At 72.2% G+C, this 15,870-nt stretch carries 13 protein-coding genes; 5 read left to right on the top strand and 8 right to left on the bottom strand.

What is annotated here, in order from left to right; all coding sequences use genetic code 11:
• Positions 1-432 (top strand): HNH endonuclease signature motif containing protein (locus KILIM_RS00220; RefSeq protein ID WP_040561742.1); only part of this gene is annotated, 432 nt, incomplete at its 5' end.
• 87 nt (positions 433-519) lie between these two features.
• Here the strand turns inward: KILIM_RS00220 and KILIM_RS00225 are convergent.
• The 4 genes from KILIM_RS00225 to KILIM_RS00240 all read right to left on the bottom strand — a co-directional run bounded on the left by KILIM_RS00225 (position 520) and on the right by KILIM_RS00240 (position 4,631).
• Positions 520-1,518 (bottom strand): acrylyl-CoA reductase family protein, encoded by a 999-nt coding sequence (locus tag KILIM_RS00225; RefSeq protein ID WP_006590578.1) that lies wholly within the window; start codon positions 1,516-1,518, stop codon positions 520-522.
• Entirely contained in the window at positions 1,515-2,528 is a 1,014-nt protein-coding gene (locus tag KILIM_RS00230; RefSeq protein ID WP_169330721.1) for a glycosyltransferase family 4 protein, read from the bottom strand. Before KILIM_RS00230 ends, KILIM_RS00225 begins: the two co-directional genes overlap by 4 nt.
• Positions 2,529-2,736: 208 nt before the next feature.
• Positions 2,737-3,426 (bottom strand): TVP38/TMEM64 family protein, encoded by a 690-nt coding sequence (locus KILIM_RS00235; protein WP_006590580.1) that lies wholly within the window; start codon positions 3,424-3,426, stop codon positions 2,737-2,739.
• Positions 3,423-4,631, bottom strand: coding sequence for a glycosyltransferase family 4 protein (locus KILIM_RS00240; protein ID WP_006590581.1), 1,209 nt, complete (start codon positions 4,629-4,631; stop codon positions 3,423-3,425). The genes KILIM_RS00235 and KILIM_RS00240 overlap by 4 nt, the downstream gene beginning before the upstream one ends.
• Positions 4,632-5,066: 435 nt before the next feature.
• Here KILIM_RS00240 and KILIM_RS00250 point away from each other — a divergent pair, with 435 nt between their 5' ends.
• The gene (locus KILIM_RS00250; protein ID WP_157551358.1) at positions 5,067-6,143 is read left to right on the top strand and encodes an endonuclease/exonuclease/phosphatase family protein; all 1,077 of its coding nucleotides are present in this window, start codon (positions 5,067-5,069) and stop codon (positions 6,141-6,143) included.
• A gap of 80 nt (positions 6,144-6,223) precedes the next feature.
• On the opposite strand, the gene KILIM_RS00255 is transcribed toward KILIM_RS00250, so the two are convergent.
• Together KILIM_RS00255 and KILIM_RS00260 are read right to left on the bottom strand one after the other, a co-directional pair.
• Positions 6,224-7,114, bottom strand: a complete 891-nt coding sequence (locus KILIM_RS00255) for a glycosyltransferase family 2 protein (RefSeq protein ID WP_083875794.1) — start codon at positions 7,112-7,114, stop codon at positions 6,224-6,226.
• Positions 7,115-7,488: 374 nt separating this feature from the next.
• A complete protein-coding gene (locus KILIM_RS00260; RefSeq protein ID WP_006590586.1) occupies positions 7,489-8,544 on the bottom strand; it encodes a glycosyltransferase family 2 protein in 1,056 nt (351 codons plus the stop codon).
• A 179-nt stretch (positions 8,545-8,723) separates the two neighbouring features.
• On the opposite strand from KILIM_RS00260, the gene KILIM_RS00265 reads away from it, so the two are divergent.
• Positions 8,724-9,659 carry a glycoside hydrolase family 16 protein gene (locus tag KILIM_RS00265; protein ID WP_006590587.1) on the top strand — a complete coding sequence of 312 codons (936 nt, stop codon included), beginning with the start codon at positions 8,724-8,726 and terminating at the stop codon, positions 9,657-9,659.
• A 15-nt stretch (positions 9,660-9,674) separates the two neighbouring features.
• On the opposite strand, the gene KILIM_RS00270 is transcribed toward KILIM_RS00265, so the two are convergent.
• Positions 9,675-11,825: a hypothetical protein gene (locus KILIM_RS00270; RefSeq protein ID WP_040561745.1), complete on the bottom strand. Its 2,151-nt coding sequence runs from the start codon at positions 11,823-11,825 to the stop codon at positions 9,675-9,677.
• Between the two features lie 275 nt (positions 11,826-12,100).
• Here KILIM_RS00270 and KILIM_RS00275 point away from each other — a divergent pair, with 275 nt between their 5' ends.
• Both KILIM_RS00275 and KILIM_RS00280 read left to right on the top strand, forming a co-directional pair.
• A complete protein-coding gene (locus KILIM_RS00275) occupies positions 12,101-13,000 on the top strand; it encodes a beta-1,6-N-acetylglucosaminyltransferase (RefSeq protein ID WP_006590589.1) in 900 nt (299 codons plus the stop codon).
• Positions 12,997-14,523 (top strand): lipopolysaccharide biosynthesis protein, encoded by a 1,527-nt coding sequence (locus KILIM_RS00280; protein ID WP_006590590.1) that lies wholly within the window; start codon positions 12,997-12,999, stop codon positions 14,521-14,523. The genes KILIM_RS00275 and KILIM_RS00280 overlap by 4 nt, the downstream gene beginning before the upstream one ends.
• On the opposite strand, the gene KILIM_RS00285 is transcribed toward KILIM_RS00280, so the two are convergent.
• Complete coding sequence (locus KILIM_RS00285) at positions 14,506-15,828, bottom strand: glycosyltransferase family 2 protein (RefSeq protein ID WP_006590591.1); 1,323 nt, start codon at positions 15,826-15,828, stop codon at positions 14,506-14,508. The two genes, KILIM_RS00280 and KILIM_RS00285, sit on opposite strands and share 18 nt — an antisense overlap.
• Positions 15,829-15,870: the final 42 nt, after the last annotated feature.

The following is a 15,870-nucleotide window of genomic DNA, read 5'->3' on the forward strand; positions in this document are numbered from 1 at the left end:
CTGGTCACCGCCCTCGAACTCCGCGACAAGACCTGCACCTACCCAGGCTGTCGAATACCGGCCGCGTGGACCGACAAACACCACCTCATCCACTGGGCCAACGGCGGACCGACGACCGAATGGAACATGGTCTGCGCCTGCAGGCACCACCACACCGTCATCCACCGGCACGGACACATCGGAACAGTCACCCCCAACGGGGTCGAATGGACGCGCGCTGACGGCACCCCCATCGGCAACCAGCCCCGTCACCACGCGGCAAACGCGGACACGCCGAACGCTCACATCGCCGACGCCTACGGCGCGCACGACGACGGCGCCGATGTGGATGGCCCGGCGGGATCGCAGCCGAGCGGCCCTTCCGATCCGGCGACGATGCCCAAACGCAAAACGCTGCCCGGCGAGCAACTCACCCTCAGCCCCAGTCGATAGCGCCCCAAGAGCGAACTCGGCCGCTGAGGATGAGCCACGGAAGGGTGAGCCGCCGAGGATGAGCCGCTGAGGATCCCCAGCGAGTAGTCAGCCGGAGAGGTCGACGACGAGCCGGCCGCGGACGCTGCCGTCGAGCACCCGTCGGGCCGCAGCCTCGACGTCGCGGAACGGCACCACCTCACACATCGAGGCGAACTGCTCGTCGGTCAGGCGCAGGTCATCCCCTAGGCGACGCCACAGGTCACGACGCAGGTCGAGGTCGAACCAGCCGGCGTTCACCCCCAGCAGGTTGACCCCGCGCAAGATGAACGGAAAGACCGTCGTGTCGAGCTCGTGGCCCGCGGCGTTGCCGAACGCCGCCACGCTCGCCCCGTACTTCATCGTGCGGATCAGCCACGCCAACGGCTCCCCGCCGACGCAGTCCACCGCACCCGCCCACATTTGCGACTCCAGCGGCTTCGTCGACGAGGTGTCCGGACGCGGACGCACCTCGCTGGCGCCCAACGCGCGCAGATAATCCGCCGCCTCCGGCTTACCGGAGAACGCCACCACCTCGTAGCCGAGCCGAGCCAACATCGCCACGGCGAACGACCCCGCGCCGCCGCTCGCGCCAGTCACTGCGACCGGGCCAGCCCCCGGCACCAAACCGTTGTGCTCCAGCCGGTGAATCGCCAGCGCGCTCGTCAACCCCGCCGTGCCGAGCAGCGCGGCCTGCTCGTCCGACAGGCCCGCCGGCACCGGGATCGCCCAGTCCGCCGGCACCCGGGCGTGCGTCGCCAAACCGCCGTCGTGATCCTCCGACATCCCAAAACACGCCACGACGACCCGACTGCCCACCGGCACCCGCGCCGACCGCGACTCGATGACCTCGCCCACCGCATCCACACCCAGCACCAGCGGCAGCCGCCGCGCGATCCGCCCCGCCCCCGTGATCGCCAGCGCGTCCTTGTAGTTCAGCGACGAGTACGTCGTGCGGAGCAGCACCTCACCGGAGCCCAGGTCGGCCACCGGGACGTCGGCGAACTCGACCGCAACCGTCTTCGGCTCGGCACCCGGCACGGCCCGCAGCACCCGGGCGGTGCTCACCGCTTGCCCCACCTGTCGTTCGGCGCGCCCGCGCGGCTCACCCCGGCCATCGCCCCGCCCAGGATGTCGAGCAACTCCGCAGAGACCGCGCGCACGTCGTGCAGCCGCGCCAACTCGCGGCCCGCCGGCACCAGGTCGGGGGCGTCTCCATCGAGGATCGCGCGGGCCGAGCGGGCAATGTCCAGCGTGCTCGCGCTGCCGGGGGCCGTGTGCACCACCCCCTCGGTCAGCCAGCCCTCGTAGGCGCCGATCGAGCGCACCAGCACCGGCACCCCGGAGGCCAGCGCCTCCAGCACGACGATGCCCTGCGTCTCTTCCCGCGACAAGAAGCAGAAGAGGTCCGCGCCGGCGTAGGCGTCTCGCACCCCCTCCGGCGGCAACTGCCCCAGCAGCGTCAGATTCGGCGGCGCCTGCTCCAACGCGAGCCGCACCTGTGGCGGCATCGCCGCCTTGGGCATCGACCCCGCCCAGAAGAAGCGCGTCTCCGGCATCGACCGCGCCACCTCGATGAACTCGACGATGCCCTTACGCACCATCAGGTGTCCCACCGAGAGCACCGCCCGGTCACCCTCGCCCAGCCCGTGCCGCGCGCGAAAACGAGCCCGCGCCGTCGGGTCACCGTCGAAGAACGTGGTGTCCACGCCGTTGGTCAGCACGTGGATCGGCGCGTTCAGCCCGTAACCCTCGATGATGCCGCGCGAGTACGGCGTCGGCGTCACGACGACGTGCCCCACCCGGTAGGCCAGCGCCAGCCAGCGCTCCAGCAGCGGCGCCAACGCCGCCGACCCGACCCACGACTCCTCGAAGTCCTGCCGGGTGGAGTGCGCGTACGTCACCACGCGCATGCCCAGCAGCCGCGCCACCATCCCGGCCAACACGCTGTCGGGGAACACCGTGTTGAGTTGCAGCACCTGCGGAGCCGCCCACGGCGGCACGAGCCGCGCCCCACCGTGCCGCAGCATCGCCGCCTGATGCCGCATAGCCGAGCCGACCCCGCTGCCCTTCGCCAAGCGCCCCGACCCCTGATAGAGGCACACCCGCAAGGCCCGGTCCACCGCCGCCCGCGACCGACCCGGCGGCCGCGCGGGCGTAGGGCCCGTCGAAGGCGTGCGCCCCGTCGAAGGCGTGCGCCCCGTCGAAGGCGTGCGCGACGTCGTGGGCGTGCGCCCCCGCGCGGCACTCGGCCTAGCTACCACAGCACTCATCAACCCCACCCTCTCAGACGCCCAACCAGGGCAAGAACTGCTGCAACAGTGCGATGACCCCGAAGCTGTACGCGAGGATCGACCACGGCTTGAGCAGCAGAATGAGCAACACGAACAGCCGCCAACGCATCGGCGTCAGCCCCGCCAGGTAACACATGAGGTCGTCCGGGGCCACCGGCAAGGCGATGGCCGCCGCGAACCACGGCGTGAAGTGCCGATGCTCGAGCCAGCCCAGCCAGCGCCGCAGCGTCCGCTCGTGGAACATCGCGTCCAGCAGCGGCCGCCCCACGTGCCGGGAGATCGCGAACACGGCGAACGAGCCCAGACAGTTGCCGATGTAGCTGCTGATCGTGCCGACGATCGGGCCGAAGAAGATCGGCGCCGCGATGATCGTGATGCCGCCGGGCAGAAACGGGAAGACCGACTGCATCGCCGTCAACACCGTGTACGCCGCCGGCGCGAACACCCCGAATCCCTCGAGAAACTCCCGCAACCGGGGCACCGACGTCAAGACCCCGGTGGCCACCCCCGCGATGACCGCCGCGGCGCACAGCAGCCAGCCGATCCCCATGACCCACCGCGAGAGGCGCGTGAAGCGCTTGACCGCTCGTTGATTCGCCGTATCGGCGCTCGTGGCACCCGAGAGGCTTGGTGTGGGTGCGCCCTCGTCCCCCGCCCCGGCGGGGTCGGCGGCGCGGGTCACGCGGTTCTCCGCCGCACCCCATCGAGCCGCGCGCTCGCCTCGTCGTAGACCCGGCACACGGCCTCCGAGAACCGCGGCACCCCGAAATCCCGGCCGCTGACCGCGGCCCCGTGAGCCCAGCGGCGACGCAGCGCCGGGTCGGTGAGCAGCGCACCGAGTACCCGCACGAAGTCGTCGGCCCCCTCGTACTGCCACCCGTTGACACCCGAGCGCACGACGCCCTCCAGGCACGGGTCGGCGCGGCACAACGCGGGCACCCCCGACGCCAGCGCCTCCAGGCACGTCAAACCCTGCGTCTCGGAGGCGGAGGCGGAGACGAAGACGTCGCCGAGGCGGAAGTAGGCCGGCACCCGATCGGGCGGGACCGCGCCGGTGAAACACACGCGGTCGCTCAGGTGCAGCCGACGCACGAGGTCGCGCAGCGCACCTCCTTGCGGGCCGTCGCCGACGATGACCGCCTGCCACGGCAGGTGCCGCACCCGCGCGAGCAGCCCGATCGCCTCACCGAGATTCTTCTCCGTAGCCAGGCGCCCGACGCTGAGCACCACCGGCACCCCCGGCCGCAGACCCAGTGACTGCCGCAACCGCGCTGTCTCCTGCTCGTCGGCGTCGGCGGTGGGGGAGAAGCGGGTGAGATCGATGCCGGTCGGCACCACGGTGATCGGACCGGCCAGACCGTACCCGCGTAGCAGCGACTCGATCTTGCCGGTCGGGGCGATGACGTGATCGGCCCGACCGACGACGCGTCGGGTCAGGGTGGCGCTGATCGCCCGGCCCAGGCGGGGATTCGGGCAGAAGTAGTGCGTGTAGTCCTCGTACAGCGTGTGATACGTGTGCACATGCGGGGAGCCGAGCTGATGCGCGAGCCGGCGGGCCCACCAGTAGGCGACGAACTCGGTGTGCGAGTGCAGCACCTGCGGGCTCCAGCGCACGATCTGCCGCAGCACCGCCCGGTCCATCGGCCGCCCCAACCGGGCATGCGGATAGACCGCGCCGGCCCCGATGGAGGGCAGGCGGTACACCTCGCCGTCGAAACCGGCGGCCTTGGCGTCGGCGAACGTCAGCACCCGCACGTCGTGTCCCTGCGCGCGCAGTCCGTCGCGCAGCCCCACGATCGAGGTGATGACGCCGTTGACGGCCGGGCGGTAGCAGTCGGTGAGCAGCAGGATGCGCCGGGCGGTGCGCGGCAGGTCGTGAATACTCATGGCTTGTCGCGACGCTCGCAGAGATCCGTGACCGCGCGGTGACGGTCAGATGCCCGGCAGGTGGACGCCGGGTCACCCTTGCTCGCATCGGCGCGCAGCCCGACCACGTGTCCCTCCAGCATCCCCTTGTCGTGCTGTGTCCAATCCCACACTGCCTGGTGCGTACGAAAACGGGCCGGTCGACACGCGGTTTGCGCCGATCAGTGGCCTATCCGTTACGCAAGACGAGGCTAGCGGGGGCCGCCCAGTCGCTGCAGCAGGCCCCGGGAGTCGCGGAACTTGGGGCATGGACACAGGCCGCAGTCGGTGCCACGCCGAAAGTGCTGGTGTGCCGCGCGGGGGTGGCCGCAGCGGCAGGTCGGTGCTGACATGTGCTTCCTCCCGTCACCGGGGGCACGTCGCCAGGATGGACCCGTCGTGCCTGAGAATGGGCCGATGCGGGAGGGCATCGATCGCGGGAGGGTGGGCGGCTGGGTTGTCGCCGGAGCCCTCGGTCTTGTCGCCATTGTTCCGTATGTCGATGCTGTGGGCGTCGTTCCGCTGATGCAGGCCCTGGTGCCCGTACTCGGAGCGGCCGTGCTGCTGGCTCTGCTGGTCGGCCTTCTCGTGGCTTTCGTCCTCCGGCTCGCTCGTCGCCCAGGTGCCGGACTGCACCGGAGGCGGATCGGGCCAGTTGTCGTCGCAGGTGCGGCGGCGCTGGCCATGGTGTGGCCGGTCGCCCCGCCGAGCCTGCGCGCCACGGGCGGCGCCGCAGGGGCCGCTGCCGACTCCGACCAGGCTGATCGCCGGCCTGATCGCCGGGCGGATCTCTCGGTGTTGGCGTTGAACACCGAGTACGGGCAGGCCGATCCGGGCGTCATCGTGCGCGAGGTGCGCGAGCGAGGCGTCGACGTGCTGATCCTGCTGGAGGTCAGCCCGCAACTGTGGCAAGCGCTGCAGGCCGGCGGGCTGGGCGAGCTGCTGCCCCATGCCACCGGCAGCGTGGGCGCCGACGCGGGTGGATCGATCATCGCCGCGGCCACCCCGCTGACCTGCCCGCCGGAGCGGGCTGACGCGCCGCGAGCCGGCTGCGCGATCCGGACCCGCCCGCACGCACGGGGCAGCGGCTCCCGCTTCGACCAACCCATCGCCTCCCTCTCCGACGGGACGGTGGTGCGCGCCGCACACCCGTGGCCGCCGCGGCCGTATCCCGCGCGCTGGAGGGCCGAACAGGCCGACCTGCAGCGCTGGATCGAGCAGCAACATCGCGAGAGTCGCGGCGGTCCGCTCGTCGTGGCGGGCGACTTCAACTCCGGACCGGTGCACCCCGCCTTCCGCGAGCTGGCGCGCGGCCTGGATCGCGCCCCGCGCCGGCAATTGCCCTGGCCGCGCACGTGGCCGCGAGAGACTGTCGTGCCGCCGTTCGTGGCGATCGATCACATCCTGGCCCGCGGGCGCACCGCCGACGACGAGGCGGTCATCGCCGTGCCCGGCACCGACCACGCGGCGGTCTGGGCGCGACTGCGCCCGTAGCCGCCCGGCGCGCGACTGCGCCCGCGACCCCCCGGGTAGGGGATCACGGGCGCAAAGTCGAACGGGCGCGCTCTCGGGGGTCAGTGCGTCGAGGTGCCTTCGAGCTCGCTGGCGTGGCGGCGGTCGCCTCGGCGGGCGCGACCGCGGTGGTCGCGGGCGGCGCGGCGGTCGGCGTCCAGCTGGTCCCGCTCGGCGACGCAGGCCTGGCTCGGGGCGGCCGGAAGCGGCTCGGCCTGGGTGCGCTTCTCCATGGCCTTCTCGACCAGGATCGTGCGCAGCACCCGCAGGCCGTCGCTGACCGCATTGAGGTTGCTCACGCCGTGTACCCGCTGGCGCTCGATGCTGGGCACCTCGGTGACGGCCAAATCGGCGGCGGCCACGCGGCAGGTCAGCAGGGTTTCGATCTCGAACCCATCGCCCCAGACCGGCTCGTCGGTGGCGGCATTCGCCTCCGGCAGCCGCAGCGCCGGCAGGATGTCGGTCCAGAAGGCGTTGTAGCCGTAGCACAGGTCGGTGTAGCGGCTGCGGATCAGCACGTTGGACAGCAGGTTGAGCCCCTTGTTGCCCAGGCCGCGGATCACCGTGATGTCCTCGCTGCCGCCGCCGGGCGCGTTGCGGCTGCCCTTGGCGAAGTCGGCGCCCGCCTTCAGCGCCTCGACGAACGCGGGGATCTCGGCCGGGTCGGCCGAGCAGTCGGCGTCGAACATCACAACGATGTCACCGGTCGCGGCCTCGAACCCGGCGCACAGGGCGTTGCCCTTGCCACGGCGCGATTGCGTGATGATCGTGGCCTCCGGGGCCAGTCGGCGCGCCGTCTCGACGGTGTCGTCGCTGCTGCGTCCGTCGACGACGACAATCTCGTGGACGGGCGGGAGCTGCGGGATCACGAGTTCGAGGTTGCGGGCCTCGTTCAACACCGGGATGACGATGGTCACCCGGGGGTTGACGGTGTTTCGCGTGCTCGTGTGCATGGAGGGGTGTCTCTCTGTTTCGGTGACCAGATCTGTGGCTGAGCCGGCTCCGCGGCGGTGGCCCAAAGAGGACGAAAAGGAACCTGCTCCCTCACCATTGAGGCGGCGGCACGCTCTAAGGCGGCCAAATGTCCGATTGTGACGGCGTTGCGACTCTATCCGATTGGCTTCGAAAAACGCCAATCAGTCACTGCCGCAGCCGTTTCCGTTGGGTAAACGGACGGACACGGACAGCATCACGGAATAGTTGTGCGCCAATGCAAAACCCCTGCTCAGGCGTGCCCCCACCCCTAGCCGGACGATCAGTCCCGCTGTGCCCGAGCCTAGCTGATCGAACGCCCAAGATGTGGACTTGCCTACGGACAGAGGCAGATTCACCCCTTCGGTGGAACTCCGCCCACGCTCGCGCGCGGGCTGGCGCCCTGCGTGGGCAGGTCCTGCCGCGCTCGCCCCGAACGCGCCAGCGAGACCAGCCCGCGCGCGTAGCCGGCGCAGGTGACGGCCAGCCCCAGGGCCACGTTCAGCCCGCTGCGCGGATCCCCGGAGACCAGGCCCCGCACGAACTGCGCCGGCAGCACCTTCGTCGCGTACGCCGACTCGCTCGAGAGCGCCGCAGACGAGCGCGTGATGCCCGACAGCGCCGCCTTCGTCAGTCCCTCGCCGTAGCAGCGCGAGAGGAAGTACCCGATCGTGGCCCGCTCGGGGGTCACGTGGTGACGCACCCGCGCCGCCGGTTCGTAGAGCACGACGGAGCCGGGTCGGGCCGCCACCGCGCGGATGTACATCTCCGTCTCCTCCCCGCCGAGGGGAGTCTTGCCGACCCGGCCCATCGAGGGGTTGAAGCCGCCGACGGCCAGCGCGACCTCGCGGCGCAGGCTCATGTTGGCGCCGATGACATTGCGCACCTGAGTGCGCCGGGTCGGCAGCCCCACATAGCTGCAGCCGACGACCCAATCGAAGGCCGCCGGCCACCACGACGGGCGCGCACCGCCGGGCCAGTCCGGCTCGATGTAGCCGCCCGCCCCGAGCACCTGGGCGCCGGGCACTGACCCCGCATCTTCGCCAGAGCCCTGGCCAGAGCCCTCCCCGGAGTTCTCGTAGCAGCGGGCCAGCGTGGCCGACCAGTCCGGCGCCGCCGCGGCGTCGTCGTCGAGAAAGGCCACGACGTCGGCGTCGGTCGCGCGCAGGCCCGTGTTGCGGCCGTCGGACAGGCCCTGCCGGCCCTCGTTGGCCACGATCCGCACGCCCTGCGGCCAGCGCTGCCGGCACGCCGCCAACAACTCCTCGTTGTGGTCGACGACGACGACGATCTCGTTCAGCGGCCGCTCCTGGGCGCGCAGCGACTCCACGGCAGCCACGATGTCGTCCCAGCGGCGCATCGTGTAGCAGCAGACGACTCCGGCCATGGTGACCGGCGTTGGGGTCGGCATGTCGACGGATTCCCTTCGGGGCAGCGGCTGTTCGCGAGCACCTTAACAGCGTCCAGGAGCCTGTCGGCGCGGCCGCGTACAGTGTTCGCCCGGGCCCGGCATCGGGCCTGCAACGCCCGGGGGAGGCGGTGCTCGCCCTGGCCGCAAGCAGGAGTCGAGCGCGATGTTGGGAGGACGTCATGCCGCAGCAGCCGCGCCGTCGGCCCCGTCACAGCCGACCCCTTACCCCCGCTACCAGGCGCATCGCCGTGCTTGGCGGCGGCCTGGCGTTCGTGCTCCTGCTCGTCGTCGGTCTCGCCCTCTGGGGCGGCCGTCCCGACGGCACTCCGCCGGACGCCGCGCCGAGCCCGACCCCCACCGCCGAGCCCACCCCCTCCGGGGCGATCACGGCCCCCGGGCCGTTGGCCTTCGCCGACGACTTCGACGGTGCCGGCCTCGACCCCAACCGCTGGACCGATCAGCGCGGCAGCGAGCCGCACACCTACGGATCGCCGTTCAACCCACGGCTGGAGAACACCTTCTTCCTCGCCCGTCAGGTGGAGGTGGCCGACGGGACGCTCGCGCTGCAGGCCGAGCCCGAGCAGGTGCGCGACAACCTCGGCGGCGCGCGCTACGACTACGTCTCCGGGGTCGTGCACACCGGCAACCACTTCGCCTACACCTACGGCTACGCCGAGGCCCGGCTGCAGGTGCCGAGCGAGCCCGGCTACTGGCCGGCGTTCTGGATGCTGCCCACCCCGGTCGACAAGGGCTGGCCCCCGGAGATCGACATCGCCGAGTTCTCCAAGGTCGTGGGCTCTGCGGGCCGCCCGACGTTCAACGTGCACTGGCGCGACGCTGCCGGCCAGCATCAACAGGCCGGCTCCACGGCCTACGGCCACGAGGGGCAGAACTACGGCGGCACCTGGCACACCTACGGACTGGCCTGGGAGCCGGGCCGGCTACAGGTCTTTCTCGACGGCCAACCCGGGCCCGTGTACACCGGCCCCGGCGTGCCCGACCAGCCGATGTACATCGTGCTGGGCATGGGCGTCGTCCGCGGCGAGAATCCCGCTCCGGCCGCCATGAAGATCGACTACGTGCGCGTCTGGACCGACACGGCGGGCGCCGGCTGACGCGGGCAACAGACGTCAGGGGAGGGGGCGCGGCGGGGTGCTCTGGAAGGCGCGAACCCCCGCCTCGTTGGCGTACACGCTTGTGCCGTCGGCCCGGTACAACACGGTCCAGCCGCGATCGAGAAGCAGGGTGGCGAGTTCGTTGAGGCCGGCGGGCGGCAGCGTCCCGTACTGGGTGGCGTAATTGCGCATCGGATCGGTGAGCACGACGTAGACGGGGGTCGTGGCCATCTCCTCCTGTGTGCGCTGGGTCAGCCGGTCGACGGGAGTGGCGTTGATGCCCGCCGGGGTGGCGAGCTCGTTCTGCAGCGACCAGAGCGTGTCGCCGAGCGTGTCGGCGCGGGCCTGGTCGACGTAATGCCAGGTGACCTGCCGGGGGAAACCCACCGTCGGTGTGGCGATGACCCCGTTCGGGCCGGCGGCCTGCTCGAGCCGGATCGCCAATTCCACGTCGGCGCGGGAGAACACCGCGGTGTACCAGCCGCCGAGCGAGCCCTGCAGCGCCGCCATCGCCAGGGCCAACACGGCCACGACGGCGGCCGAGGCCCGCAGCCACGCGCCGAACAGCGCCGCGGCCAGCGGCGGCGCGAGGATCAACGCCACCCCGGGCAGCGAGTACAGGTACACCCGGTAGATCGCCTCGCCGCCGTAGCCGGTCAACAGCAGCACGAGCGGGGAGAACGCGATGACCGGGGCGACGAGTCCGGCGCGGCGGCGCACGAGGTTCCAGCCCGCGACCAGCCCGGCGCACAGCCACAGCGCGACCGCGAGCACGGTGACGACCCGGCTCGTCACCGCCTGCCCCGGGCTGACGGGCGAGGCGATGTTGCCGGCGGTGTTGGCCAGCACGTCCAGCGACAGGCCGGTGCTGTGCGCCAGCAGCGCGGGCAGGTTGATGGCGACCATCACCGCGAATACCGCGAGGAAAGCCAACACGACCCACGGGGGCCGCACGACCCGCAGGATCGTCAGGGCCACGAGCACCACGAGCAGCCACACCGGTGTCAGTTGATGGACCCACGTGATGCCGGCGAAGACGACGAGCGCCACCCACAGTCCGCCGCGGCGCCACCGCGGGTCGCGGGCCACGAGCAGCGCTGCCAGGCACACGATGGCCAGCAGCAGTGCGAGGCTCTGCGGGGCCAGGTAGTCCTGGCCGACCCAGTCGGTGAGCTCGACGAGCGTGGCCGCGACCAGGGCCGCCCAGGGGGTCATGCCCGCCGCGCGGGCCAAGGCGTAGACGGCGACGACGAGCACGAGGTGGTGCCCGACGATGTAGGCCAGGGCCAGGTCGAAGCGGGACAACTCGCTGGTCTGCGTCAGCCACGTCGCCAGCGCCAGCGCCCCAGGCCAGTTGTTGTAGACGTCGACGTCGCGGGCCAGCGTGCCGGTGTGGGCGAACCAGTCCATGACCCCCAGGTGTCGGTAGGTCCACTGGTAGAGCGGCATGTCGGTGCCCAGCAGCGTGTAACTGCGGCGCGCCAGCACGAGCAGCAGCAGCGCGGCCCAGGCGAACCACCAGCTGCGTGCTCGCACGGCCAGCAGCACCGCGACCGCGCACGCGCCGACCCCGGCCGCCAGCAGCGGTGCGCGGGCCAGCAGGCCGTAGGAGCTGTACTCGGGGGACCGCATCGCCGGGATCGCCACGATCCAACAGGCGGTGGCGACCGCCGCCAGCACGGCCGCGATCACCGTGAGCAGAACCGCGGAGCGGGTGTTCTCGGAGTGGGTGTGCTCGGTGTCGTCGCCGTTCGCGACGTCGGACGTCTGCGAGGCGGTGGCGTCGGGGGCGTGCGGCACCGCAGGTTTGGCGGCGAGCAGCAGGGCGCCACCGACGACGCCCAGACCGACGAGTGCCCAGCGGGTCAGCGCGGAGGCGTAGAGACCGGCCCCCAGCTGCGCGGTGAGCACGAGGGCGAGCAGGGCGGCCCCGAGCGCGGGGATCGCCACGACCGCCAGCGTGCGCGGCACGGCCGGCAGCACGCCCAGCGTCACGGCCCCTGGTACCAGCCCGAGCAACCCGAGGAGCGCCAGGGCCGCCAGGCCGGGGGGCAGCACGAGCGCCAGCACCCCGAGGGCAGCGCCGACGAGCGCCACGAGTCCCAGGGCGCGACGCGGCAGGGGGGTGCCGAGTGCGACCACCGGCTGCTCGCCGAGGGTCTGCACGGCCGATATCCGCAGGGCTGCGATGGGGTCCTCCCAAACCGGGGCGTGGCGCTGCAAAGGTGTCCGCCCGCCGGCGCACCCACCTCTTGCCGGAAGGCCGCAGCGAACGGCGGCAATCGTAGTCTGGTCGTGAGTCCCGTGCTGTCCGTGGGGCGTTCGGGGATCGAGCCCGTGCGCCTTCATCCCGCCGACTGGCCTAGGCTGAGCCGGTCTACCTGACGGCCGGGTCGCCCGACCCGAGGGCCCGGCCACCGCATTCGCTGACTGGAGCACGTGTGTCGTCCGCATCCCTGGCCGTGGTGATCCTCGCGCACGATCGACCGGGTCAACTGCACCGCCTCATCGACGCGCTCGATCCGTTCCCAGTGTTTCTGCACGTCGACGCCGGCGCCTCCGCGCCCATGTTCGCCGAGCTGACCGCCGACCTGCCGGCCCGGGTGCAGGTGCTGCCGCGGCTGCGCACCGGCTGGGCCAGCGCCGGGCTCGCGGTCGCCGAGCTCGTCGGCTACCGGCACGCCCTGGCGGCCACCGACGCCACCCACGTCGCGCTGCTTTCCGGGTCGGACTACCCGCTGGCCAGCACCGAGGTCATCACGCGCCGGCTGAGCGCCGACCTCGACCGCTCCCTCGTCTCCTTCCACGACCTGCCCTACGAGCGCTGGGGGTTGCTGCGCGGCTACGACCGGTTCCTCTTTCGGCAGCGCGCCTGGCGGCGGCACCGCCTGCTCGACCCGCTGCCGCGGCCCTGGCCCCGCGACATCCACCCCGCCGGGGGCTCGCAGATGAAGATTTTGAGCCGCCGCCACGCCGACCGGCTGGTCGCAGTGCTCAGTCGCCGGGCCGATCTGCGGCGCTACTTCTCCACCGTGTGGATCGCCGACGAGGTGCTCGTGCCGTCGGTGCTGACCAGCCCGTTCTTCTCCCCGAACTGGGCCGCGGAGGTCTCGGGTGTGCGGGCGCCCTGGTTCATGGACTGGGGCGGCGTCGGGCGGCAGAGCCCGCGCTGGCTGCAGCCGGGCGACTTCGACGCGATCGCCACCGCGGCCCGCGAGGACGGCGCCCTGTTCGCGCGCAAGTTCGGCGACGACAGCGGCGCGTTGCTCGACCGGATCGACGCCGAACTGCGCGCGAAAGTACCCACTAAGGCCACGGCCTCCGGCGCGGTGGCCCGGTGAGCACCCCCCGGGGCGAGCTACCCGGGGAGCCGCCCCCGGGCCCGATCGGTGACGGTCCCGAGTCCGCACCCGTCGCAGGCGCCGCAGGCGGGCGCGGGGGGCAGGGCGACCTGTTCGGCCGCGGCATGCTCTACGTGCTCGTCTGGTCGATGCAGACGGTCGTGGCGACCGTCGTCTCGCCGATCCTGGCGCGGCTGCTGGCCATCCCGGAGTTCGGGTCGCTGGCCGCCGCCATCGCCCTGTTCCAACTGCTGAGCCTGCTTGCGGTGTTCGGGCTCGACCACGCGCTGGAGCTGCAGCGGGTGGAGGACCGCGACGACGACACCAAGGCGCGGGGTCTGTTGGCCGCCGGGGTGCTCTACGCGGCCCTGGTGACCCTGCTGGCGGCCGCGACCAGCCAGTGGTGGGCGCCGACCCTGGGCTTCCCCTCCGGGGGCGGCATCGTGCTGGTCACGCTGTTGTGGACCGCCCCGGGCGCCGCCGTGATCATGGTGCAGTCGCTGCTGCAGGCCGAGGACCGGCTGCTGCCGTTCACCATCGTCAGCCTCTTCTCCACGGTCGGCGGCCAGGTGTTCGGCATGGGGCTGCTGCTGTTCGTCGAGCGCTCGGCGATCGTCTACGCCTGGGGTGGGGTCATCGGGCAGGTGCTTGCGTTCTGCCTCGGCCTCATCTGGACCCGACCGCGCTGGCGCGGCATCTGGGACGGCCCGCTGATCCGCTCCGCCCTGGCCTTGGGCATCCCGCTCGTCTTCGCGAGCCTGAGCCAGTTCATCCTCTCCGCCGGCGACCGGTTCATCATCCAGCGCTACCTGGGCGAGTCGCAGACCGCGCGCTACCAGATCGCGTTCACCGTCGGCAACGTCATGGCGCTCATCCTGGCGTTCCTCAACCGCGCGTGGCTGCCGCGGCTGAAGAGCATCGAGGACGAGACGACCCGCTGGCACGTCATCGGCGCCTCCCGCGACGGCCTGTACTGGCTGCTGGGCTTCGCGGTGCTCGGCGTCACCGTCGCCTCCCCGACCCTGCTGCGCATCTTCGCTCCGCCGAGCTACGACCTCGAGCCGCTGACCATCGTCGTGTTCATCGTCGCCCTCGGTGCCGTCCCGACCGCCGCGGCCGGCGCGACCGGCCGAATGCTCATCACCATGCGCATCTCCAAGCCGCTGGCCTGGGCCGCGCTGGTCGCCCTCGTCACCAAGCTCGTCGTGACGTTCGCGCTGCTCGCGCCGTTGGGACTGGCCGGGGCCGCGCTCGGGACGCTCGTCGGCATCGGCGCCCAGGCGCTCGCGCTGCGCTGGGCGATCTCCCGGCGCTACCGCTTCGAGCGCTCCTCGGTCTCCAGCCTCGTGGTGCTCAGCACCTGCATCGCCCTGGCCGCCGGGTCGCTGCTGCTGCCGCAGACCCCCGGCTGGAATATCGCCCGGTTCGCCTTCGCGGCCCTGTGCCTCGTGCCGTTCTTCCTCTCCCTGCGCGCCCTGCAGCAGGGCCGCGAGCCGCTGCGCAGGTCAGCGCGGGCGCAGTGACCGCAGGCGGGTGGCAGCGGCAGCTGCGAGTGGTCGGACGCGGGCCAGGAGGGGGCGGGCCCGGGAGCGTAGGTAGGCCGGCGGTCCGGTCAGCGTGGCGCGATGCTCGATGCGCAGCACGTCGACGCCGACCGGAGGGGGCGGCGTGTCTGGGGACATCGGAGCGCGGTAGTCGGCCAGCGGGGCGGCGCTGAACGACCCGCGGCGGGCCACCGTCAGCAGCCCGCGCACGAGGTTGCGGGGGGTCAGCACCGTCTTGGTGGCCCACGCCGAGAACCCCCGGCCGTAGCCGATGGCCTGGGAGACCAACGCGTCCTGGGTGTCGCGGTGCCGATGCCACACGACCGCGCTCGGCTCGTACGTCAGCGCGTGGCCGGCCAGCACCAGCCGGAAGAAGAAGTCGATGTCCTCGCCGCCCTTGGTCTGCGTGCCCGCGCCCAGATGCCGGTCGAAACCGCCGAGTGAGGCGATGACGTCGGTGCGTGCCGCGAAGTTGGCGCCCGCGCCGAACACCCCGACCTGGAAGGGGAACAGCGGCAGGTCTGGCGGGGGCTCGCTGAGCCGGAACACGCGCGGCGCGAACACCCGGTTCCAGCCGATGCGGCTGTCGAACCACGCCTGCGCCGGGGTGCGCAGCTCGCCGCTGGGCACGAAGCCGCTGACGGCCGCGCAGTCGGCGCCGCCGCGCGCGATGCCCCGGGCCAGGCCGCGCAACCAGCCGGAGTCCGCTCGCACGTCGTCGTCGGTGAAGGCGACCCACGGCGTCGTGACGGCCGCGACTCCCGTATTGCGGGCGTTCGAGAGTCCCGGAGTCGGTTCGGTCACCAGGGCGACCCGCGGATCGTCGAACTCAGCGACCACCCGCGCGCTCGCGTCGGTGGCCGGGGCATTGTCGACGACCACCACCTGCAGCCCCGGATAGTCCTGCCCCAACACGCTGCCCAGCGCGGTCCGAAGCGGCTCAGGCCGGTCCCGGGTGCACATCACGACCGTGATCGCCGGCGACCCGGAGTGCTCGAGCTGCGCCGGGTCCTGGCCCTCAGCGCTGGTCGGCGCCTGCTCGACCGTTCGCGCGACCGCCGCCGCCAGATCGGCCGTAGCCACCGACTCCTGGTCCACGGGCACGGTGGCCATGCCGTAGAGCCGGTCGCGGCCGCGCACGAGCAGCCGCGCCTGCGCGTAGCCCTGTGCGTGCTCGAGGGGCACCCGCGCCGGGGCCTCGGGCTCCGCTGCCTCGGGCGCTGCTGCCTCGGGCGCTGCCGCCTCGGTGCCGTCGATGACGACCTCGCCGACCCAGGTGGCCAAGGGCCACTCCGGAGGCGGCGCATCGGGAAAGATCGGACCCCG

Source organism: Kineosphaera limosa NBRC 100340 (assembly GCF_000298215.1).
Lineage (GTDB): Bacteria > Actinomycetota > Actinomycetes > Actinomycetales > Dermatophilaceae > Kineosphaera > Kineosphaera limosa.